The organism is Nocardia sp. XZ_19_385 (assembly GCF_015355755.1).
Lineage (GTDB): Bacteria > Actinomycetota > Actinomycetes > Mycobacteriales > Mycobacteriaceae > Nocardia.
Genome location: NZ_JACVEE010000002.1, coordinates 752,017 through 772,846, shown reverse-complemented (window position 1 = coordinate 772,846; position 20,830 = coordinate 752,017). Strand labels below are relative to the sequence as shown.

General features: G+C 66.1%; 24 protein-coding genes and 1 tRNA gene. 16 read left to right on the top strand and 9 right to left on the bottom strand.

Annotation, left to right across the window (positions count from 1 at the left end; all coding sequences use genetic code 11):
• The first annotated feature begins 108 nt into the window (after positions 1–108).
• The 4 genes from IBX22_RS16270 to IBX22_RS16255 all read left to right on the top strand — a co-directional run bounded on the left by IBX22_RS16270 (position 109) and on the right by IBX22_RS16255 (position 2,720).
• Entirely contained in the window at positions 109–414 is a 306-nt protein-coding gene (locus IBX22_RS16270) for a hypothetical protein (protein WP_194816410.1), read from the top strand.
• A gap of 183 nt (positions 415–597) precedes the next feature.
• Positions 598–984, top strand: coding sequence for a DUF4234 domain-containing protein (locus tag IBX22_RS16265; protein WP_194816409.1), 387 nt, complete (start codon positions 598–600; stop codon positions 982–984).
• A 715-nt stretch (positions 985–1,699) separates the two neighbouring features.
• Entirely contained in the window at positions 1,700–1,960 is a 261-nt protein-coding gene (locus IBX22_RS16260; protein ID WP_194816408.1) for a hypothetical protein, read from the top strand.
• A gap of 346 nt (positions 1,961–2,306) precedes the next feature.
• Positions 2,307–2,720 (top strand): hypothetical protein, encoded by a 414-nt coding sequence (locus IBX22_RS16255; protein ID WP_194816407.1) that lies wholly within the window; start codon positions 2,307–2,309, stop codon positions 2,718–2,720.
• A 66-nt stretch (positions 2,721–2,786) separates the two neighbouring features.
• On the opposite strand, the gene IBX22_RS16250 is transcribed toward IBX22_RS16255, so the two are convergent.
• Together IBX22_RS16250 and IBX22_RS16245 are read right to left on the bottom strand one after the other, a co-directional pair.
• The gene (locus tag IBX22_RS16250) at positions 2,787–3,869 is read right to left on the bottom strand and encodes a DUF4185 domain-containing protein (protein WP_194816406.1); all 1,083 of its coding nucleotides are present in this window, start codon (positions 3,867–3,869) and stop codon (positions 2,787–2,789) included.
• A gap of 109 nt (positions 3,870–3,978) precedes the next feature.
• Positions 3,979–5,805: an acyl-CoA dehydrogenase gene (locus tag IBX22_RS16245; RefSeq protein WP_194816405.1), complete on the bottom strand. Its 1,827-nt coding sequence runs from the start codon at positions 5,803–5,805 to the stop codon at positions 3,979–3,981.
• Positions 5,806–6,097: 292 nt separating this feature from the next.
• Here IBX22_RS16245 and IBX22_RS16240 point away from each other — a divergent pair, with 292 nt between their 5' ends.
• Entirely contained in the window at positions 6,098–6,694 is a 597-nt protein-coding gene (locus IBX22_RS16240; RefSeq protein ID WP_194816404.1) for an alpha/beta family hydrolase, read from the top strand.
• A gap of 71 nt (positions 6,695–6,765) precedes the next feature.
• A complete protein-coding gene (locus IBX22_RS16235; protein WP_194816403.1) occupies positions 6,766–8,193 on the top strand; it encodes an alpha/beta hydrolase in 1,428 nt (475 codons plus the stop codon).
• Here the strand turns inward: IBX22_RS16235 and IBX22_RS16230 are convergent, their stop codons facing one another.
• The 3 genes from IBX22_RS16230 to IBX22_RS16220 all read right to left on the bottom strand — a co-directional run bounded on the left by IBX22_RS16230 (position 8,194) and on the right by IBX22_RS16220 (position 10,981).
• The gene (locus IBX22_RS16230) at positions 8,194–8,883 is read right to left on the bottom strand and encodes a bifunctional 2-polyprenyl-6-hydroxyphenol methylase/3-demethylubiquinol 3-O-methyltransferase UbiG (RefSeq protein WP_194816402.1); all 690 of its coding nucleotides are present in this window, start codon (positions 8,881–8,883) and stop codon (positions 8,194–8,196) included. It lies immediately after the preceding gene.
• Between the two features lie 69 nt (positions 8,884–8,952).
• Entirely contained in the window at positions 8,953–10,059 is a 1,107-nt protein-coding gene (locus IBX22_RS16225; RefSeq protein WP_194816401.1) for a DUF4185 domain-containing protein, read from the bottom strand.
• A 169-nt stretch (positions 10,060–10,228) separates the two neighbouring features.
• Entirely contained in the window at positions 10,229–10,981 is a 753-nt protein-coding gene (locus IBX22_RS16220; protein ID WP_194816400.1) for a crotonase/enoyl-CoA hydratase family protein, read from the bottom strand.
• 118 nt (positions 10,982–11,099) lie between these two features.
• Between IBX22_RS16220 and IBX22_RS16215 the strand changes: the two genes are divergently transcribed.
• Genes IBX22_RS16215 through IBX22_RS16205 form a run of 3 tightly spaced genes read left to right on the top strand, consistent with a single transcriptional unit; the run spans position 11,100 to position 14,049 of the window.
• Entirely contained in the window at positions 11,100–12,602 is a 1,503-nt protein-coding gene (locus IBX22_RS16215; protein ID WP_194816399.1) for an acetyl-CoA acetyltransferase, read from the top strand.
• A gap of 11 nt (positions 12,603–12,613) precedes the next feature.
• Positions 12,614–13,378: a crotonase/enoyl-CoA hydratase family protein gene (locus IBX22_RS16210; protein WP_194816398.1), complete on the top strand. Its 765-nt coding sequence runs from the start codon at positions 12,614–12,616 to the stop codon at positions 13,376–13,378.
• A 5-nt stretch (positions 13,379–13,383) separates the two neighbouring features.
• On the top strand, positions 13,384–14,049 hold the full coding sequence (locus tag IBX22_RS16205) for a TetR/AcrR family transcriptional regulator (protein WP_228538835.1): 666 nt from the start codon (positions 13,384–13,386) through the stop codon (positions 14,047–14,049).
• On the opposite strand, the gene IBX22_RS16200 is transcribed toward IBX22_RS16205, so the two are convergent.
• Entirely contained in the window at positions 14,046–14,819 is a 774-nt protein-coding gene (locus IBX22_RS16200) for an alpha/beta fold hydrolase (RefSeq protein ID WP_194816396.1), read from the bottom strand. The two genes, IBX22_RS16205 and IBX22_RS16200, sit on opposite strands and share 4 nt — an antisense overlap.
• Before the next feature lie 111 nt (positions 14,820–14,930).
• On the opposite strand from IBX22_RS16200, the gene IBX22_RS16195 reads away from it, so the two are divergent.
• A complete protein-coding gene (locus tag IBX22_RS16195; protein ID WP_194816395.1) occupies positions 14,931–15,155 on the top strand; it encodes a hypothetical protein in 225 nt (74 codons plus the stop codon).
• The gene (locus IBX22_RS16190; protein WP_194816394.1) at positions 15,142–15,438 is read left to right on the top strand and encodes a hypothetical protein; all 297 of its coding nucleotides are present in this window, start codon (positions 15,142–15,144) and stop codon (positions 15,436–15,438) included. The genes IBX22_RS16195 and IBX22_RS16190 overlap by 14 nt, the downstream gene beginning before the upstream one ends.
• Positions 15,439–15,442: 4 nt before the next feature.
• Here the strand turns inward: IBX22_RS16190 and IBX22_RS16185 are convergent, their stop codons facing one another.
• Positions 15,443–15,742, bottom strand: a complete 300-nt coding sequence (locus IBX22_RS16185) for a DUF1905 domain-containing protein (protein WP_194816393.1) — start codon at positions 15,740–15,742, stop codon at positions 15,443–15,445.
• Positions 15,743–15,797: 55 nt separating this feature from the next.
• On the opposite strand from IBX22_RS16185, the gene IBX22_RS16180 reads away from it, so the two are divergent.
• Complete coding sequence (locus IBX22_RS16180; RefSeq protein WP_194816392.1) at positions 15,798–16,148, top strand: hypothetical protein; 351 nt, start codon at positions 15,798–15,800, stop codon at positions 16,146–16,148.
• Positions 16,149–16,186: 38 nt separating this feature from the next.
• Here IBX22_RS16180 and IBX22_RS16175 read toward each other — a convergent pair.
• Positions 16,187–16,260, bottom strand: a tRNA-Gly gene (locus IBX22_RS16175).
• A gap of 127 nt (positions 16,261–16,387) precedes the next feature.
• Here IBX22_RS16175 and IBX22_RS16170 point away from each other — a divergent pair.
• Together IBX22_RS16170 and dcd are read left to right on the top strand one after the other, a co-directional pair.
• A complete protein-coding gene (locus IBX22_RS16170; protein ID WP_194816391.1) occupies positions 16,388–16,549 on the top strand; it encodes a hypothetical protein in 162 nt (53 codons plus the stop codon).
• An 89-nt stretch (positions 16,550–16,638) separates the two neighbouring features.
• A complete protein-coding gene (gene dcd / locus IBX22_RS16165; protein WP_194816390.1) occupies positions 16,639–17,238 on the top strand; it encodes a dCTP deaminase in 600 nt (199 codons plus the stop codon).
• Between the two features lie 170 nt (positions 17,239–17,408).
• Here dcd and IBX22_RS16160 read toward each other — a convergent pair whose 3' ends face one another.
• A complete protein-coding gene (locus IBX22_RS16160) occupies positions 17,409–17,858 on the bottom strand; it encodes a hypothetical protein (RefSeq protein ID WP_194816389.1) in 450 nt (149 codons plus the stop codon).
• A gap of 255 nt (positions 17,859–18,113) precedes the next feature.
• On the opposite strand from IBX22_RS16160, the gene IBX22_RS16155 reads away from it, so the two are divergent.
• On the top strand, positions 18,114–19,457 hold the full coding sequence (locus IBX22_RS16155) for an XRE family transcriptional regulator (RefSeq protein ID WP_194816388.1): 1,344 nt from the start codon (positions 18,114–18,116) through the stop codon (positions 19,455–19,457).
• Positions 19,458–19,498: 41 nt separating this feature from the next.
• Complete coding sequence (locus tag IBX22_RS16150; protein ID WP_194817725.1) at positions 19,499–20,755, top strand: pyridoxal phosphate-dependent aminotransferase; 1,257 nt, start codon at positions 19,499–19,501, stop codon at positions 20,753–20,755.
• Positions 20,756–20,830 lie beyond the last annotated feature (75 nt).

The following is a 20,830-nucleotide window of genomic DNA, read 5'->3' as shown; positions in this document are numbered from 1 at the left end:
TGAGCATTTCACCTGGTAGACAAGGGAATTCGAGTGCCTGCGCAGTCGGTGCCAGCCGGTAATGTCTGCCGTGCCCAGCCACCAGGCCGGGCACGAAAGGATCACCTGATGAAACGCGTCCTCGCCCTCGGAATGCTCGCCGCCGCCGTCACCGGTATCGGAATGGGTACCGCATCGGCAAAGACAATCGACGCCGGCAGCTACAGCAGCCGAGCCGCGTGCGAGCAAGCGGGCAAGGCTCAGCTGCACGGCGAGGTGAAGAGCTACCGCTGCAGCGCCACGTCCCCCATACCGGGCACCAACGACTACAACTACAACCTCTACCTGGAAACCAAGGACCCGGGCCGGCCCTGCTCCTCCGGCGGCACCGGATCCGCCTCGGCATCCTCCGAGCTCTTCTGCCTGTTCCTTTGAGATGACGACGCACGGCCCGGATATGAGGATTTCGTCTTGCGGGTGACAAATTCGAGTGTTCGCCCGGGTCGAGAACTGTTATTACACAGAGCATTTCGGCCACCATTGCTGGTACGTTGCCCCCGGGGAGGTTCCGTTCAAGGGTGCTGACCCGTGTTTTGTTTGAACGATGACAGGATCTGAATGACCATTACGCAAACCATGTCGCCGATTCAGCGTCGCAATCCGCTGCTGACGTGGCTGGTGTTCCCGCTGATCACGCTGGGGATCTACTTCTTTGTCTGGTACTACAAGATTCATCGTGAGATGGCCGATCTGAAGCGGGACCAGAACGCTCCGGCGACCGGCCCGCTGCTGGTGATGATCTTTCTCGGCTGGACCGGCATCGGGGCGCTGATCAGCTTCTGGCGCACCGGGACCCGGATCAGCGAGGCACAGGAATCCGCAGGTCTGGAGGGTACCTGCAAGCCGGTGTTCGGGTTCTTGCTGAACCTGGTCTTCGGCCTCGGCATCCTGTACTACCAGCTGGAGCTGAACAAGATCGCCGACCGTATCGACCCGCAGCAGTAGTCTGCCGATACGACACGAATGAGCCCGGATCCATATGGATCCGGGCTCTTCATGTGTCGGCGACGCGGCATTGCAGACCCCGGGCGGGTGCGCCCCTTTGTTTGTTCCACGCGGAACGTATCGCCTGAGATGACTGCCTCTGGCTGCAAAGGAATGCGCGAATAGTGTTGCCGTGCTCGAGGTTATCGCGAAGGCGAATCGAATGATTGCTGGCGTATCGAGCAGCTACTACGTTGCGAGGATCGCCGATCGTGAACTGCCACTGAATGTTACAGGTTCACCGATGTGAAAGATATCTCACTGTAACTTGCCGATTGCTGATGACGGTGTTGCTAGCACCATAGTCGGGGGCTGGCGGAATGTGCTGGTAGCTGGGCGAAGTGCCGCAATATTGTCGGTTTCTTAGGGGATCTCACCGCAACCTGGGTGTGGGCTGTGCGCGAGGATTGCTGGACTGCCGGGGTTTAGCGGCCGCTGCTAAGGGGTACATCCGTGTTTCACATTCCCCTGCCCGATAGTGGGGCGAGTTGCCGTTCGTGGTCGAAACAACGACCTCGAGGTTTCGGAATGAAATCCTCGTTAACAGTTGGCTATTGGCAGGCATTCCATTCCGTGTAGTTGTATTCCATTGCGCTACAGGAGTCGTGATAAGACTGACGTGGTCGTCAGTCAGCTCACTGCCGATATGTGAATCTCTCTGAGGGGAAACGTTTTTATGAAGAAGTTCAGCGCGTTCGTCATCGCCGGTGCCGCTACGGCCGGAATCCTGTTCGGCGGCGCTGGTGTGGCTGCTGCCAAGGACAAGCCGGTGGACACCGGTTCGGCCAAGTTGCTGACCGAGCTGGTCACCGGCTCCTCGGGCAAGAAGGAAGCGGCCAAGGACAAGCCGGTGGACACCGGTTCGGCGTCCAAGGAGCTCATCGAGGCCATCACCAAGGCGATCACCGGTTCCTCGGGCACCAAGACCGACAAGTAACAACTGCTTCGCGAATTGCCCTCCCGCACTGCGGGCGGGCATCGTGCGCTCATGCCCCACTCCAATCCAGGAGTGGGGCATTTTGTTCTCTCGGATTCATATTTTTCATGTTGCTCGAACGCTGCGCGCGATACCTCGGCGCCGCGCGGCTTTCCCCCTGGTAGACGGATCGTTCCAGGTACCCGCTCCGCGCTCGCCTCACACCCGCGATGAACAACTTGCCACTGATCGTTTGCACGATGTTCACCGACGCGTGGGGAACTGACTAATTCGGGTGATAGAAAGAGCCGGTATCCGCCGCAGGCCGCGGTTGGATTTGTGTTCGATGAGGGAAGAAGAGTTATCCATGAGCAAGATCCGTGCACTGGGTGTCGCCGTCGCGACCGCCGGTTTCCTTTTCGCCGGTGCCGGTATGGCCTCGGCTGACACCACCGCCCCCACCGGTTCGGCTTCCGGCTCCGCGAACTTCAGCACCCTGCTGAACAAGCTGCTGAGCACCGGCTCCGGCAACCCGATCCCGCCGAAGAGCACCGCCGGCGAGGTCGTTGACCCGGTCGACACCACCTCCGGTTCGGCCACGGGCTCGGCGAACTTCTCCACCCTGCTGAACAAGCTGCTCTCCACCGGTTCCGGCGACCCGATCAAGCCCAAGGGCGTCGCCGAGGACACCGGCTCGGCGTCCGGTTCGGCCACCTTCGCCGACCTGCTGGGCAAGCTGCTCTCCACCGGCTCGGGCGACCCGATCCCGCCGAAGAAGTAACACCCTCGCGCGTAAAGAAAAGCGGCCCGGAGCAATCCGGGCCGCTTTTCGCGTTGCCGAGCGCTATTACAACGGGGTTCGCATGAGGATCACGTTGTACTGGCTGTGCACGGTCAGCAGGAAGTACAGATCGCTACCGGTTTGGTAGGGGAAGATCATCGGAGCGTAGGCGGAGGGCAGATCACCCGCCGCTATCAGCACCCGCGGCTCGCTCCAGGGCCCCTCCGGCGCGGGCGCGGTGCGCAGCACCACCGAATTGAACGGGTCGGTGGTCGTCATGACGAATTGACCCAGGTGCTCGTTCCACATCACCGACTGTTCGGCGACGCCGCCCACGATGGGTGCGGCGACCTTGATGTCGGGCTGCCATTCCTTGCCGTCCCAATACTCATAGGCATCGAGATTGGCGATATCGGGTTCGTGTGCGCGCGAGACGAATCCGGGATTGTTCCGGCCCGCGGGTGTGCCGTACCGGTAGACGAATCCGTCGCGCTTCACGAAGGCGTTCTGCTGGAAGTTCTCGAAACCGTCGACATTCGCGCGGCGGGTGTTCGGCAATTGCGCCCAGGTCTGCCCGCCGTCACCGGAGACGGCGAGGGTGGAGAAGTTGGTGTGCCACTTGCCGTGGTCGGCCCATTCCCGCACCGACATCATGCTCATGTACTGCACACCGCCCACCGAAATGCCCGCGGTCGGAATGAGACTGATCTCGATGCCCGGAATCTTGGGGCTCGGCAACGGATTCGGCACGACGCTGTCGAAGTAGATGCCCTGGGACGGATCGTGGGTGGAGCTGCGGAACAACATATTCGAGCTCCACGCCCACCAGCTGCCCGCGAGCAGGTTGGGCATGCCCAGCCCGGCGCTGTCGCCGAACGCGGTGATCATCCGGCCGCCGCCGTCGTCCCACATGATGCCGAGGTCGGTCCCGATCATGTTGACCTGCTCGGTCTTGTTCGGGCTGTCCATCCCGGTCATCTGGAAGACGGCCTGCGTCGGTCCGGGGAGCTTGGGCAGCCCCTCCCAGCCGTTCAGCACCGGGATCGGGTTGATGTTGTTGGGATCGGCCGCCGCGGGTCCGGCGACGACGAGAGTTAGGGCGGCAACACATACACCGGCTTTAGCCAGTGCGGACAGCGATCGGTTCATCCGGACGTTCACCCTTCTGTGGCGCGCGCGGTTTGCCCGATCATAAACAGTGCGGCCCGGGATCAACCCGGGCCGCGCTGTCGGTATTCGATTGTGGTTCAGATCGGACTCAGAAAGCGGCTTCGTCCAGCTCCATGATGTCGTTGTCCAGGTTCGACAGGATGGCGCGGGTCGAGGTGAGCTCCGGCAGGACGTTGCGCGCGAAGAACTGCGCGGTGGCGACCTTGCCGTGGTAGAACGCCTCGTCGGAGCCGTTGTCGAGGGCCTTGATGGCGACCTCGGCGCCGCGCAGCAGCTGCCAGCCGATGAGCAGGTCACCGACCGACATCAGGAAGCGCACCGAACCCAGGCCGACCTTGTAGAGCTCCTTCGGATCCTGCTGGGCGCCCATCAGGTGCCCGGTCAGGGTGGCGGCCATGGCCTGCACGTCCTCGAGGGCGGTGGCCAGCAGCTTGCGCTCGGCCTTCAGGCGGCCGTTGCCGGCTTCGGACTCGATGAACTTCTGCACCTGGCCGGCCACGTGGGCCAGCGCGACGCCGCGGTCACGGGCGATCTTGCGGAAGAAGAAGTCCTGCGCCTGGATCGCGGTGGTGCCCTCGTACAGCGAGTCGATCTTCGCGTCGCGGATGTACTGCTCGATCGGGTAGTCCTGCAGGAAGCCGGAGCCACCGAAGGTCTGCAGCGATTCGGTCAGGTACTGGTAGGCGCGCTCGGAACCGACACCCTTGACGATCGGCAGCAGCAGATCGTTGACGCGGAAGGCGGTGTCCTTGTCGGCGCCGGAGACCAGCTCCGCGATCTTGTCGTCCTGGTGCGCGGCGGTGTAGAGGTAGATCGCGCGCAGGCCCTCGGCGTAAGCCTTCTGCATGGCCAGCGAACGACGCACGTCCGGGTGGTGGGTGATGCTGACGCGCGGGGCGGCCTTGTCGGTCATCTGGGTCAGGTCCGCACCCTGGACGCGCTGCTTGGCGTAGTCCAGTGCGTTCAGGTAACCGGTGGACAGGGTCGCGATGGCCTTGGTGCCGACCATCATGCGGGCGTTCTCGATGACGTCGAACATCTGCGCGATGCCGTTGTGCACCTCACCGACCAGCCAGCCCTTGGCGGGCACGCCGTGGCCACCGAAGGTGACCTCACAGGTGGCCGAGACCTTGATGCCCATCTTGTGCTCGACATTGGTGACGAAGACGCCGTTGCGGTCGCCCTTGGTCTCGGTGTCGAAATCGAAGTGCCACTTCGGCACGTAGAACAGCGACAGGCCCTTGGTGCCCGGGCCGGCACCCTCGGGGCGAGCCAGCACCAGGTGCATGATGTTCTCGAACAGGTCGTCGGAGTCACCCGAGGTGATGAAGCGCTTGACGCCCTCGATGTGCCAGGAGCCGTCTTCCTGCTTGACCGCCTTGGTGCGGCCGGCGCCGACGTCGGAGCCGGCATCCGGCTCGGTCAGCACCATGGTGGCGCCCCAGTTGCGCTCCGCGATGATCGAAGCCCACTTCTTCTGCTCTTCGGTGCCGTTGTTGTAGAAGACCTCGGCGAAGCCGGCGCCCGCGGCGTACATCTGCGCAGGCGGGTTGGCGCCCAGGATCATCTCGCCCAGGGCCCAGCCGATGACGGAAGGCGCGCCCAGGCCGCCGAGCTCCTCGCGGACCGGAACCTTGGACCAGCCGGCATCCTCGAGGGCCTTGTAGGACTTCTTGAAGGACTCGGGGAGGGTGACGGTGTGGGTGGCGGGGTCGAAGACCGGCGGGTTGCGGTCACCGTCGACGAAGGAATCGGCGAGCGGGCCCTCGGCCAGGCGACGCACCTCGTTGAGCATCTCCTTGACGGTGTCGCTGTCCAGGTCGCCGAAGGCGCCGTTGTCCAGCAGGGAGCCCAGGCCCAGGACCTCGAAGAGGTTGAATTCCAGGTCGCGGACGTTGCTCTTGTAGTGACCCATGTTGTCTCTCACTCTCCATTGAGTCGGGTGCGGTCGGTGGTGTGCCGTTCCCGCCCGTTTGGTGCGCCTCCGGGTAGCCATGCCGTATGCAGCTTGCTACTCGCGGGTAACTTACGTGCCATATTACCGGCGGGTAATCAATGCGGCAAAGGCTCGGGCGCGCAATGTGACGCGAAAGACACTGCGGCGCATTGCCCCTGGTTGGGGTTGCGAGTAATGGGCCGTTTTGCCTGGTGGAAGGTGTCGGCCGTTGCTTTCGAGCTCACCGATTGCTGACCGGTTACGGTGAGGTGTGCATATCGAGACGAGCGCCGGACCGGCCGAGATCGAGCTCGACAAGCCGCGTTCCCCGGCCTTCCTGTTGCTGCTGACTCACGGCTCCGGGGGCGGGGTCGATGCGAAAGACATTCTGGCAGTGCGTGATACGGCGCTGGCGCTGGGTGGGGCCGTCGCACTGGTAACGCAGCCGTACCGCGTGGCCGGGCGGCGCGCCCCCGGGTCGGCGGTCAAGCAGGACGAGGCCTGGCTGGAGATCGTCGCGGCATTGCGCAAGAAGGTGAAGAACGTGCCGCTGATCCAGGGTGGACGCAGTAATGGGGCCCGGGTGGCGTGCCGGACGGCGGTCGAGCTCGGGGCGCACGGGGTGATCGCGCTCTCGTTTCCCCTGCATCCGCCCGGTAAGCCGGAGAAGTCCCGGCGCGAGGAGCTGCTGGCGGCCGGGGACATCCCGGTGGTGGTGATCAACGGCGGTAGCGACCCGTTCGGGATCCCGGACCCGGCCGACGCCGCCGAGGTGCGGGTCATCGCCGGTCAGCCGCACTCGTTCCGCACCGGGTTCGATGTCATCCAGGCCACCGTCGAGCCGTGGTTGCGCCGCTGGTCGACGTAGTACCGAGGGGTGACCCGCTCTCCCTCGCCGGCGTGATGTGGCGCGTCAGCCGGTAGCTCGAAGATCGGTGCATGAGGTTATCTCGCAACATCGTCGGTGTGCTGCTGGCGGCAGCGGTGGGGTCCGCCGCGCTCGCCGCCTGCACGGCCGACTCAGCACCGAAACCCGCACTGACCTGGCTGCCCTGTGCGGAGAACGGCGCCTATGAGTGTGCCTCGCTGGCGGTTCCGATCGACTGGGCGGACCAGGGCGGCGACACCATCGATGTCGCGGTGGTGCGGGACAAGGCGGACGGAGCGGACAAGGTCGGGACGCTCATTTCCCTGCCCGGCGGGCCCGGTAGCTCCGGAGTCGACCAAATCCTCAGCGGTACAACGTTTTCCGCCGAGCTGCGGGCACGGTTCGACATCGTCAGCATCGATCCACGCGGGGTGAAGCGCAGCCATCCGGTGCGCTGCGACGCGGGCTTGGTGGCCGGGCGGCCGAATCTGGTTCCGGATGGTGGCGGTCGCCTCGAGGAATCCCGTTCCTACGCAAAGGGTCTCGAAGCCAGCTGCCGCGAGCACACCGGTCCGCTGATGGATCACCTGGACGCCGAGAGTGTCGCACGTGATGTCGAGGCACTGCGGAAAGCGCTGGGGGAGAAGCAGATCAGTCTCTACAGCCGGTCCTACGGCACTATGCCGGCCCAGCGGTACGCCGAACTCTTCCCAGGCCAACTGCGCGCGTCGTTGCTCGACAGCGTCGACGACCACAGCCTCGGCGGCGCGGAGTTCCTGGCGACCCAGGCCCGCGCGGGCCAGGGCACTCTCACCGAATTCGTGGCGTGGTGTGTCCGCGAAACGCAGTGCAGCCTGCATGGAAAGGATGTGCCGGGGTTGTACGGCGAGCTGTTCGCCGCTGCCACCCGGGGCGAGTTGCGTGATAGCGCGGGCAAACCGCTGACGCCGCTCGATCTGAGTACCAAAGTGACGCAACGGCTTTACCGTCCCGAGTGGCCCGAACTGGCGAAGGATCTGCAGGCGCTGGCCGCCCAGCCGCGCGGCGTCGCGGAACTTCCGGCCGCGCCGCGGCGCACCGGGGAGATCGCGCCCATGCCGCAGATCATCTTCTGCTCCGACTGGCAGTTCGACATCGCCGACCAGGAGCAGTGGCAGCGGCTGTGGCGCGCACAGCAGGACAACGCACCCACCCTGCGGGCCCATTTCGCCTGGGGCGCAGGCAGTATCTGCTCCGGCTGGCCGGTGGCCCCGAAGAATCCGCCGCACCGTCCGCAGATCCAGGACGGCCCGCCGATCCTGATCATCAACTCCCGGCACGACCCGGCCACACCGCATGAGTGGGCGACTCAGGTCGCGATCCAGACGCCGCGCGCCACGCTGCTCACCTACGACGGCTGGGGTCACGGCATCTACGACCGCACCGCCTGCGTCACCACGGCCGCCGATCGCTACCTCATAGATCTCCGGCTCCCGGAGACCGACAACTGCTCGGCCTGATTACCCCTGTTCGTCGCCGGATTCCGGAACCGGCCGGGTGGCGACGACCAGGGCGTCGATGGCATCACGGCCCTCGGTGGGGCGCATGACGCGGTCGGCGAGGCGGACCCGGATTCGGCTCGCTTCGGGCCCGAGGTCGGCGGCGATGTCGTCCGGGGTGAAGAGGATCGACGGGTCCTGCGGCCCGCCGTAACCCTCGGTGAGATTCAAGCTGTCGTGACCCAGCACGAGCAGAGTTCCCTCGGGCGCAAGCAGATTCGCGGCTTCACGCACCACCGCGCGGCGCTGCTCGGCGGGCAGGTGCAGGAAGACCATCAGCACCAGTTCGTAGGGCCCGGCGATCCCGGCGCCCGCCAGGTCGGTGACGTCGGCGCAATGCCAGCTGATCCGGCTACGCACCGACCGCGACAGCCGGGTCGCGACCGTGCGGCCCTTGTCGATCCCCACCTGCGAGTAGTCGACCGCGTCCACCTGCCAGCCGTGGGTCGCCAGCCACAAGGTGTTGCGGCCCTCGCCGCAGGCCAGGTCCAGTGCGCGCGGATGCTCGGGCACCTCGCCGTCCGGGGTATCGGGCCGCAGGGTGATGCTGCGTTCCAGCCCGTACACGTGCTCGACGACGGTGCTGTTCGGCGGCGCACCCCAGACCAGCTCACTCTGCGCGTATCGCGCGTCCCAATCGGCCGCTTCCATGGGTGCGAGTCTATTGACGCGGAACCGGCGGCCGTCCCAGGGACGACCGCCGGTTCGAGTGCCGCTGGTTCAGAGCGTGGTGCGCATCAGCAAGACGTTGTACTGGCTGTGCACCGTCGTCATGTAATACAGGTCGCGCCCGGTCTGATACGGGAAGATCGACGGCGCGTAGGCGGTGGGCAGTTCACGGGTGTCGATGAGCACCTCCGGCGGGCTCCACGGGCCCTCCGGGCTCGGCGAGCGGCGCATGACCACCGAGTTGAACGGGTCGGTGGTCAGCGAAATGAACTGTCCAAGATAGTCGTTCCACATCACCGACAGTTCGCCGACGCCGCCCATGATCGGGGCGGCCGCGTTCACGTCGCCGCGCTTCCACTGTTCGCCGTCCCAGTATTCGCGGGCGCCGAGGTCGCCCATCGCCTCCTCGGGGACCCGGGCGACGAAGGCGGGGTTGTTGCGCCCGTCCGGGGTGCCGTATTCGTAGATGAAGCCGCCGTTCTTCAGGAAGGCGTTCATCTGGAAGTTGGCGTGGCCGCCCGCGTTCGGCCGCCGGGTTCCGGGCAGCTCGAGCCAGGTTTCCCCGTTGTCCCCGGAGACCGCGAGGCCGGAGAAGTTGGTGGTCCACTGGCCGACGTCGTCCCAGCTCGCCACCGACATCAGGCTCATATATTGGGCGCCGTGGGCCGCGATGCCCGCGGTGGGGATGCGGCTGATCTCCAGCAGCGGGATCTTCGGGCTGGCGATCAGGTCACGCGCCTGCCCGAAGACATCGCGCACCACGCTGTCGAAGTAGATCCCGTTGGCCGGGTTCTGGGTGTGGCTGCGCACCAGAATATTGCTGCGCCAAGCCCAGGTGCTGCCGGACAGCAGATTCGGGAAACCGATGCCCGCGGTGTCGCCGAAGGCGGTCAGCATTTCGCCGTGGCCGTTATCCCACATGATGCCCAGGTCGGTGCCCAGCACGTTGTAGGTGTGGGTGCTGTTGGGGCTGGCCATGCCCGTCACCTGGAACACCGCCTTGCTGCGCCCCGGCAGCTGCGGCAGGCCATGGGTGCCGTTCAGCACCGGAATCGGGTTGATGGCGTTCGGGTTCGCCGCGGCTGGGGATGTGACTGTCAGGACGAAGGCCGTGGCACCCGCGACTGTGGACAGCAGGATGGAAGCGGTCTTGTGCAAGTCGGTGAAGCCCTCCGGATAACGCCGAAGCGGGCACCGACACAGACCTCGTTATGTGTCTCGCGCCACATCTCGACTGGCTGGCAGATCGACCGAAAGGCTAACAGCCGGGCTGGATCGGATTGTGGCGGGCGTCACCGTCATGCGAAATTGATATCACTCTGTTCGCTTATTGTTTGCCTCCGCCGCGGGCCAGGCGCAGGATGAGCGGAAGTTGGGTGGCACGTTCCAGGGCGAAGGTCCGGCGCGCCGAAGCCTGCCAAGAGCGATCGAACATGCGCTTGGCGCCGGCCACCGCGTGCGGGGATCGGGTCGCGATCCGGTCGGCGAGATGCTCGGCGGCCGCCATGGGGTCGGCGGTGACCTCGGTGATAAGGCCGATGCGTTCGGCGTACGCGGCGTCCACGACATCGGCGGTCATCGTCAGCATCAGCGCCTTGTCGATGCCGATGAGCTGGGACAGCGAGGCCGCACCGGTCATGTCGGGCACCAGGCCGTGCTTGGCCTCCATGACCGAGAATTCCGCGTCCGGGGTGGCGAAGCGGACGTCGGCGGCCAGTGCGATCTGCAGCCCGCCGCCGAAGCAGCGGCCGTGCACGGCCGCGATCACCGGCACCGGCAGGCGGCGCCAGGCCCAGCAGGCCTCCTGAAAAGTATTGGTGCCGCGCCACGGAAGCGGGACGAAGGCGCGCACGATCGCCAGCGGATCGCTGGTGGCCTTCGCGACGTCCAGGCCGCTGCTGAAACTGGGCCCATTTCCGGTCAGGATGACAGCGCGCACGCCCTTGCGGGCGGCGATGTCATGTGCGGCGTCGATCAATCCGCCGAGCATCTCGAGGGTCAGTCCGTTGTGCTTATCCGGTCGATCGAGGGCGACATAGGCGCGATCGCCTTCGAATCTCAGCGTGACGTTGGAGCTCATTCCCGGATCTTACCCAGCAGTCAGTTCTTCGGGCGGAACCATTGCCAGGCCGGGAGCGGCTCTGTTCTAATCGAGTTCAGTTCCCGTCAGTGCTGACGGGAAGTGGAGTGGAGGAACAATGCTGCCAGCCGGAATGGACCCGCGGACACCGGTGCTCGTCGGCGCCGGACAGGTCGTGCACCGGGCCGGCGAACCGGGTCTCCCGGGGCCCGTCGAGCTCGCCGCCGAATCCTTGCGCCGGGCGGGGGCCGACAGCGGAAGCGGTGATCGCCTGCTGCGGTCCGCCGACCTGATCGCCGCGGTCGCTCCGGTGAGCAAGCCTTACGCCGACTTGGGCGCGCTGGTCGCCGCGGAACTCGGGGCGACACCGAAGCGGACCGTGCAATCCGCGCGCTTCGGCGGGGACGCGCCGCAACGGCTGCTCAACACCGTCGCCCAGGCCATCGCCGACGGGCAGTCCGAGGTCGCGCTGATCACCGGAGCGGAGGCGGTCTCCTCGTGGAATGCCGCTAAACGGGCTGGCGCGCAGCTGGATTGGCCCGAGCAAGCCGAAACAACCGGCGAGATCATCGGATCCGAGCGCGGACCCAATTCGGATATGGAGACGGCTGCCGGGTTGTGGGGGCCGGTGTACTTCTACGCGTTGATGGAGACCGCGCTGCGGGCTCGGCTCGGGCTCAGCGAAGCCGAGCATCGGGCGCGCATCGGCGGGCTGTGGTCACGGCTGTCCGAGGTGGCCGCGCGCAATCCGTACGCGTGGATGCCCACCGCGCAGTCCGCGGCGGAACTGACGACCCCGTCGGCGGCGAATCGGATGGTGTCGACGCCGTACCCGAAGTTGCTCATCGCGAACCTGACGGTGGATCTCGGTGCGGGACTTGTCGTTTGCAGCGCGGCCGCCGCCGATGCGGCCGGCGTGCCGCGGGACCGCTGGGTCTTCCCGCACGGCGGCGCCACCGCGACCGACGAATGGTTCGTCACCGAGCGTGCGGACATGAGCGTTTCGCCCGCCATCGCCGCGGCCGGACAGGCCGCACTCGGGCACGCGGGCATCGGCATCGACGACGTGTCGCAGATCGACCTGTACTCCTGCTTCCCGGTCGCGGTGCAGGTCGCGGCCGAGGCCCTGGGTCTGCCGATCGACGATCCGGCGCGGCCGCTGTCGGTCACCGGCGGACTCACCTTCGCGGGCGGCGCGGGCAACAACTACACGACGCACTCCCTCGCGACCATGGTCGGACGGCTGCGCGAGCGCCCGGACGACTACGGGCTCGCCACCGCACTCGGCTGGTACATCACCAAGCATGGCGTGGGCGTGTACTCCGCGAAACCGCCTGCGCGACTGTTCCGTTCGATCGAGGCCGAGGTGCCCGCCGCCCGCCGCGAAGTCGCACCCGGTTACACCGGGCCCGCGACCGTCGAGACCTACACCGTCGCCTACCGCAAGAGTCGCGACGGCGGCGATGAACCGGAGGCCGTCGTGATCAGCGCCCTGAACCCCGCGGGCGCACGCATACTGGTGCGGGCCTCGGATGCCGGCACCGTCGCGGCGTGCACCGACGGCGATCCGATCGGGGCGCCCGCCGAGATCACCGCCGCCGACAAGCTCACCCTGCTCTGAGAGGAAAACCCATGTCCGACTTGGTATTGGTCGAACGGCGCGACGCGATCACCGTGCTGACCGTCAACCGCCCCGAGGTCCGCAACTCCATCAATCTGGCCGCTGCCCAGGCCATCGAAACGGCGATCGACGAGTTCGAAGCCGATGACTCCGCGCGTGTGCTGGTGCTCACCGGTGCGGGCGGAACCTTCAGTGCCGGAATGGATCTCGTTGCGGCGTCCAAGGGCGAGATGCCGATGACGCAGCGGCGCGGGCCGCTCGGAATCGCCGCGAAACCACCTGTCAAGCCGATGATTTCGGCTGTGGAAGGCTTCGCGCTGGCGGGCGGATTCGAGCTCGCCCTGTCCGGTGACCTGATCGTCGCGGCCGACAACGCGCAGTTCGGTATTCCCGAGGTGAAGCGTGGGCTGGTCGCGGCCGGCGGTGGCGTGCTGCGCCTGACCCAGCGGCTGCCGCGCAGCATGGCGGCCGAACTGGCCCTGACCGGTGGACGGGTCGGCGCCGAGCGGCTGTATCAGCTGGGTCTGGTCAACCGGCTCACCGAACCCGGCGGTGCGCTCGCGGGTGCGCTGGCCCTGGCCGCCGAGATCGCCGCCGCCGCACCGCTGGCCGTCGCCGCGAGCAAGCGGATCATCGACGAGTCGCCGGACTGGAAGACCGATGAGGCGTTCGCCAAACAGGGCGAAATCGCACTGCCCGCACTGTTTTCCAAGGATGCCGCCGAAGGTGCGCTGGCGTTCGCGCAGAAGCGCGAACCGCAGTGGCAGGGGCGCTGACCCCGATGGCCGAGCGCGTCCGGGAGACGCAGGCGCAGCGCACCGCGCGCATGCGCGCCCGGCTCCTGGACGCGGCCGTGCAGAGCCTCGTCGACGACGGGTACTCGGGCACAACCACTTTGGCGGTACAGAAGCTGGCCGGTGTGCCCCGGGGCACCCTGCAACATCACTTCCCGACCAAGGCCGACCTGCTCGCGGGCGCCGTTGAGCATCTGGCGGCGCGTCGATGGGACCAGCTGACAAGGGAATTCGAAGCAATCCCACCGGGCGCCGATCGGCTGGAGATCGCTGTCGAACTGACCATGCGCATGCTGAGCGGCCCGTCTTTCCTTGCCGCACTGGAGATCTGGGTGGGCGCGCGGACCGACCCGGAGCTGCTGGCGGCGTTCCTGCCGCTGGAGCACCGGCTGTTCGATCTGATGCACACCAGCATCCGGGACGTCTTCCGTGCCGAATTCCCCGACGATCCCAGGGTTCCGACGATCACCGAGTTCACCATCGAGATCATGACCGGTCTCGCGATGCGCGCCCTGCTCACCGGCGATGTGGATCGCAATCGAATCCTGCAGTGGCGCTGGCGGAACGCGGTGCGGATCCTGCTCGGGACCGCGGCGCCGGAAACCCTCACGGCCTCCCGTGACGTGGGGATACCTGTGGACAACTTCGACTAGGTGGCGGTGTCGAGCAGGACCCGCGCGCAGGCGGCGGGGTCGTCGTAGAACGGGGTGTGCCCGCTGCCGCGCAGGGTGACGTGAGTCGCGCTGGGCAGCAAGGCTTTAGCGCGCCGGCTCTGCGTGGCGTAGGTGAGCAGGATGTCCCGGTTGCCCCACGCGATGGTGACCGGTAGTTCCGCGAGCGCGGCGAGGTCGGGCAGGCGCGCGTCGGCGAACGAGTCGAGGGCGGGCTGGAAGCCCAGTACATTCGCGCCGTTGGCGGTGTCGATGGCGGTCTGCGCGTCCACCGCCCAGGCCTTGCCGAAGACCAGGGTGAGGAATACGGTCCGGCCCGCGGCGGTGCCGAGAATCTTGGGTATGACCGGTCCCAGCGGGCCGAGTAGCCCGCGCGACCGGCCCAGCGACTGCTGGCACCAGATGCGACCGGCCTTGTCCCAGAACCCGATCGGGGAGTAGGCGGTGACCGAACGGGCCAGCCCGCGCGCGGCGAGGTTCAGGGTGATCAGGCCGCCCATCGAGTTGCCTGCCAGGTGCGGCCGCTCGATCCCCTGGGCGGCCAGGAACTCCGCGAGTGCGTCGGTGAGCGTGTCGACCGTCGTGCGCGGCAGCGGCGCGGATTCGCCGAAGCCGGGCAGGTCCACCGCGATCACCTCGAACGATTCGGCGAGCGTGGCGATGATCGGCTCCCACACCTGCCAGCGACTGCCGACCCCGTGCACCAGAACCAGCGGTTCTCCCTTGCCGGCCCGATGGTGATTCAACGTCATGCGCGCGACCCTCTGATCCTGTTACTGGCAATAGGCCAATAGTACTGTAACGGGCCGGTCGCAACCGGGAAAGCGCTGGCAGTATGCCCGTTCATCGGTACGATAAATGGTATGGCAACACGTAAGGTCACGCTGTCGCTGGACGAGGCTGCCTGGTCCTTCGCCGAACAGGCGGCGGCCCGCGCCGGAATGTCACCGTCGGCCTGGATATCGAAGGCGGCCCGCCGCGAAGCGGTGCGCACCGGCGTCGGCCCGGCCATGGACATGAGCGCCGAAGCCGCGGCCGACGAGGCGGAACTGGCTGCCGCCGAGAGGGAGATGCGTGCGCAGGGGTGAACTCTGGACCTACCACCCGCACGGCTCCACCCGCCGCCGCACCATCGTCCTGATCAGCAGCGACGGCATCCACGAATCCACCAGGCGCTGGCTGATCGCCGCGGAAGTCCTCGACGCGGACCCGAAGGACATCCTCGCTGTCACCGTCCCCGGCCACGGTTGGGTACACGCCGGCAATATCGGCCGCATCTACCGCGACTGGCTGGCCGAGCGCGTCGACGAGATGTCCGCCGAGGACATCGAACGCCTCGACACCGCACTGCGCGCGGCCATGGATCTGTGAACCGCTAGGCCGCGACCACGATGTCGACCCGCGCCTGAACCCCGGCCTCCAACCCCTCGGCGACCCGGACCGGCTTCTTCACCGGCAGCACATACGTCCGCCGCGCTTTGTCCGGAAAGACGGACGTCGTCCACCGGCTCGCTCCGATGGTCACATTCACCTTCACCGCACCGAAACCGTTGGCCCGGTGCGCATACAACTCCTCGATCTCATCGGAGACCTCCTCGGGCAACGACACGAAATGCCAGGACGCCATCCCGTCGTGCTCCCACAACTCCGCCGTAAACGAATACTCCGATGCCACCCCCGGACTGTAACCAGGGGCACCGACACAAAATTGGCATCGATAGGCTGGACGGGTGCCCCTAGTCGAGGTGACCTACGCGCCCCACGTCCCCGAATCCACCCTCCTCGAGCTCGCGGACCAGCTGCCACACCTGGTCTCGCTCGCCGTCGAATGCCCGGAGGAGCCCTACGACGGCAACCTCCAGCCCGGTGACGTGGAGATCCGTTTCCGCCCGCTCGGCCCGTTCGATCGCAGCGGGCTCGACGCCGTAATCGAGATCCGCTCCAAATGGTTCGAGAGCCGGGCAGCGAACCGGCAAGACCGAGTCGACGATCTGCACGAGGCCCTGGAGTCGGCCACCGGACTGGAGAACTTCGGCATCTACCTCAGCATGCCCGTCGCCGCTTGGGCGCAGAGCGAATAGGAAAGCACAAAAGCCGCTGCTGGGCAGCGGCTTTCGGGTGGAGCCGATGACGGGAATCGAACCCGCGCCATCTGCTTGGGAAGCAGAAGTTCTACCATTGAACTACATCGGCAGTGCCTGTGTGCGTCCGTGAGCTTAGCAGACGGGTCGCTGCGGGAGGCAAGTCCATTAACCCGTTCGTTTGGATCGGTTGGGCCCGTCGATTGGCTATTCGATCACTATCGGAGGAGGCTCGACGGATGAGTACGGAAGACGGGCATGTGCCCGGGCTATTCAGCCATGAAATCGCGCCGCTGACCGCGTTCCCCGCGGGCGACGACAGCGGCCCCCACCATCGTCCGGTGTTCAGCGCCGACGAGTCGGCCGCGGCCAAGGACCCGGCGGCCAGAAACAACGACTAGCGCACACACGGGGGCGGGGGATCGCGGCAAATCGGGCAGAGCACCGGCCGCGCGGCACGGCACAGCGGAAGACCACTACGCTGCTGGGCGTGCTGCTTTCCGATCGTGACATCCGTGCGGAGATCGCCGCTGGGCGTCTCGGGATCGAACCGTTGCTGGCGAACCTGATCCAGCCGTCGAGTATCGACGTGCGGCTGGACAGGCTGTTCCGGGTCTTCGACAACTCCCGCTACACCCACATCGATCCGGCGCAGCGCCAGGACGAGTTGACCAGCCTGGTGGAGCCCGCCGAGGGGGAGCCGTTCGTGCTGCACCCGGGTGAGTTCGTGCTCGGGTCCACCCTCGAGATATGCACGCTGCCCGATGATTTGGCCGGGCGGCTGGAGGGCAAGTCGAGTCTGGGGCGGCTCGGTCTGCTGACGCATTCGACTGCGGGATTCATCGATCCGGGCTTCAGCGGCCACATCACGCTGGAACTGTCGAACGTGGCGAACCTGCCGATCACGCTGTGGCCGGGGATGAAAATCGGGCAGCTGTGCCTGATCCGGTTGAGCAGCCCGGCCGAGCATCCGTACGGCAGCGCGTCGGTCGGGTCCAAGTATCAGGGCCAGCGCGGTCCGACGCCGTCGAAGTCCTATCTCAATTTCCCGCTGTCCGCGGACGTGGTCAACAAGGTCGAGGCCCGCTGAAAGTGGTTGTGCAGTAGGTCATTTCGAATGCCGATCGACCTGAGAGTTCGCCCGGTGCGGCCGAGTCCGCCTCGTCGACTGTGGAGAATGAGGCGGACCCGGCCGGTGTAGCAACGCCCCGGGTGCAAGCGGGTAACCCGGGGCGGCGGCGGGGACCGACGACGCAATTTTCAGTCCCCGCCACCCGCTCCCACCGCCAGCGCCGTCGTGATGACGACGGATAACGGGGGGAGCGTGTCGCCGCGTCTCGGTGGGCTGACCCAGAAGCACCCTTCCCGGGTCCAGCGGCCGAGACCGGTCGGCAACATCACGGCACTGCCGATCGCGGGTATTCCGATATCGAGCCGGTTCAGTACCTCCAATACCTGTGCCCCCGGCCGACTGTCGAGCGCGGCCAGGAAACTCCAACGGATCTGCCGGGCCAGCATCGGACCCCTCGTCCCTTGCTGTTCCAGTGCCGCCCTTACCTTTTCGGCGCGGGCCGTGGGCAAGTGCACGACGCAGACACGGTTACTGATGGGCAGCATCGCGAATCCGCCACGCTCGATCACCGGTAGGTCGTACTCGTGCCGGTAGAAGGCCACCCAATCGTCGACTGTCCTGAGTTTGTCCACATTCACGGCCAACTCCTTGCCTCCTGCATCAAGGGTCGCCTGAGGAACGCGGATGCCGTAACGCCCTCCCGCCCGCATTCCGCTGCCCTTCCACTGCCCCTGCTCGCCGGCAGGCCGCAAACTGGTCATAGCGACACCGAATTGTTTGTGGCCGTAGACACAAAGCCCTCGTACCCTGGGGAAGAGTTCGTTCGAAGGGATGACATCGTGGTCAGGCAGTGGTCAGGAAGAGAGACCCGTGCCCTTCGCGATGCCAAGCGGATGAGTATCCGGGAGTTCGCGGCGCATCTCGGTGTGCACGAACGTCTGGTGTCGAAGTGGGAGGCGGGCGGCGCCCGGGTACACCCACGTCCTATCAATCAAGCCGCACTCGATACATCCCTGGCGAGGTCCGACGATGTGGTGCGGGCCCGGTTCACAGATTTGCTCGAGCACCTGGGTACTCCCGGCCCCAGGTCCGCTCGGGCTGGTGAGCCTGGTGTGGAGGCGTCGGCCGCCGCGGCCGGTGCGACTTATTCGAGCGACGCGGACCTTTTGGCTCTCATAGATGCTGGTGCGATGAGAGGTGATGCGTTAGCAGCGATTTCGGAGAGGGATCTGATCATGGCGGCTGCCCACGAGGCCAGCGAGCACGCCGGCCAGGCCGAGAGCACCAATGTGGGTGCGACCACCTTGGAACAGCTCGACGCCGACGTCACGCGCATCGCGAACGATTATGTGCACATTCCACCGGTGCCGATGATGGTCGAGATGTTGCGGGTGCGGCGCCGGGTGTACCGGTTGCTGGAGGGGCATCAGCGCCCCGCCGACACGTCGCATCTGTATCTGCTGGCGGGGACCCTGTCGGGGTTGCTCGCCAATGCCAGTACGGATTTGGGTTACTACGACGCCGCGGGCGAGCAGATCCGGGCGTCCTGGGCGTACGCGGAGCTGTGCGGGCACAACGGTTTACGGGCCTGGACTCGCGGTATGCACGCGCTCATCGAATACTGGTCGGAGCGTCCGCGCCGCGGTGTGCTGCTCGCGCAGAGCGGGCACGAGTACGCGGAGTCGGCGACGGCGAAGGTGCGGTTGCTCAATATCGAGGCCAGGATCTGGTCGAAGATCGGCAGCCCCACCGACACCGACCGCTGTATCCGGGCCGCCGACGACGCGCGCGAGATGGCCGCCACCGACGACCTGCACGACGAGGTCGGCGGCGTCTTCGGCTTCCCGGACGCGAAATCGCAGTATTACGCGGGCGCCACCTACATCCACCTCGGCGAGGCCGAACCCGCGCTGGCCGCCACCCGGCGCGCGATCGAGATCTACGCCAACGGACCCTCGGAGAAGCGCTCCTACGGCGCCGAATCGCTGGCCCGGGTGGACAACGCGGCAGCACACCTGATCAACGGCAGCCTGGACGGCGCCGCCGAAGCGCTGCATCCGGTGCTCGGGCTATCGGAGGACAGACGCATCGTGCAGCTGGAGGCCCGGCTCACGGGTGTCCGCCGCCGGATGGCCGCACCCAGCTTCCGCAACGCGACGGAGGCGCGTTTCCTGGACGAACGAATCGAGGAATTCTGCGGCGCGACGGCGGCGAAGGGCATACCGCCAGGTAACTAGCCGTATGGCCCAACGATTAATCCCTTGCCGGGGATGGCACCATTGATCGGGTGAGCCCCAGTCATCTACCGCATCAGCCGCCGCGTGCTTTGGAGCAGTCCACGAAGCTGCAGAACGTCCTCTACGAGATTCGTGGGCCGGTACACGCGCATGCGGCACGGCTGGAGGCCGAGGGGCACCGCATCCTCAAGCTCAATATCGGTAACCCGGCGCCGTTCGGTTTCGAGGCGCCCGATGTGATCATGCGCGACATCATCGCCGCGCTGCCCTACGCGCAGGGCTACTCGGAGTCCAAGGGCATCCTGTCCGCCCGCCGCGCCATCGTGACCCGCTACGAGCTGGTCCCGGGGTTCCCGGAATTCGACGTCGACGATGTCTTCCTGGGCAACGGCGTCTCCGAGCTGATCACCATGACCATGCAGGCGCTGCTGAACAATGGGGACGAGGTGCTGATCCCGGCGCCCGACTATCCGCTGTGGACAGCCATGACCAGCCTGGCCGGCGGCACCCCGGTGCACTACCGGTGTGACGAGTCCAACGGCTGGCAGCCCGATATCGCCGATATCGAATCGAAGATCACCGACAAGACCAAAGCGCTGCTGGTGATCAACCCGAACAACCCGACCGGCGCGGTGTACTCCACGGAGGTGCTGCAGCAGCTGGTCGATATCGCGCGCAAGCATCAGCTGTTGCTGCTGGCCGACGAGATCTACGACAAGATCCTCTACGACGACGCCAAGCACATCTCGCTCGCCACGCTGGCGCCCGATCTGCTGTGCCTGACCTTCAATGGTCTGTCCAAGGCGTACCGGGTGGCGGGCTACCGGTCCGGCTGGGTCGTCATCACCGGTCCCAAGGATCACGCCGCCGGTTTCCTGGAGGGCCTCTCGCTGCTCGCCTCGACCCGCCTGTGCCCGAATGTGCCCGCGCAGCACGCCATTCAGGTGGCGCTCGGCGGGCATCAGAGCATCGAGGATCTGATCCTGCCCGGCGGGCGACTATTGGAACAGCGCGATGTGGCCTGGGAGAAGCTCAACATGATCCCCGGTGTCTCGTGTGTGAAGCCGAAGGGCGCGCTCTACGCCTTCCCCCGGCTGGATCCGAATGTGCATGAGATCCGCGATGATTCGAAGCTGATCCTGGATCTGCTGCTGCAGGAGAAGATCCTGATGGTGCAGGGCACGGGCTTCAACTGGCCTGAGCACGACCATCTGCGGATCGTCACGTTGCCGTGGGCGCGGGACCTCGCGGTGGCCATCGAGCGGTTCGGCAACTTCCTCGCCAGCTACCGGCAGTAGCCCCTGTTCTCGGGGGTGAAACAGACCACCCGTCTGGATAAACGCCACTTTTAAATACTCACTAGCGTAAAACTC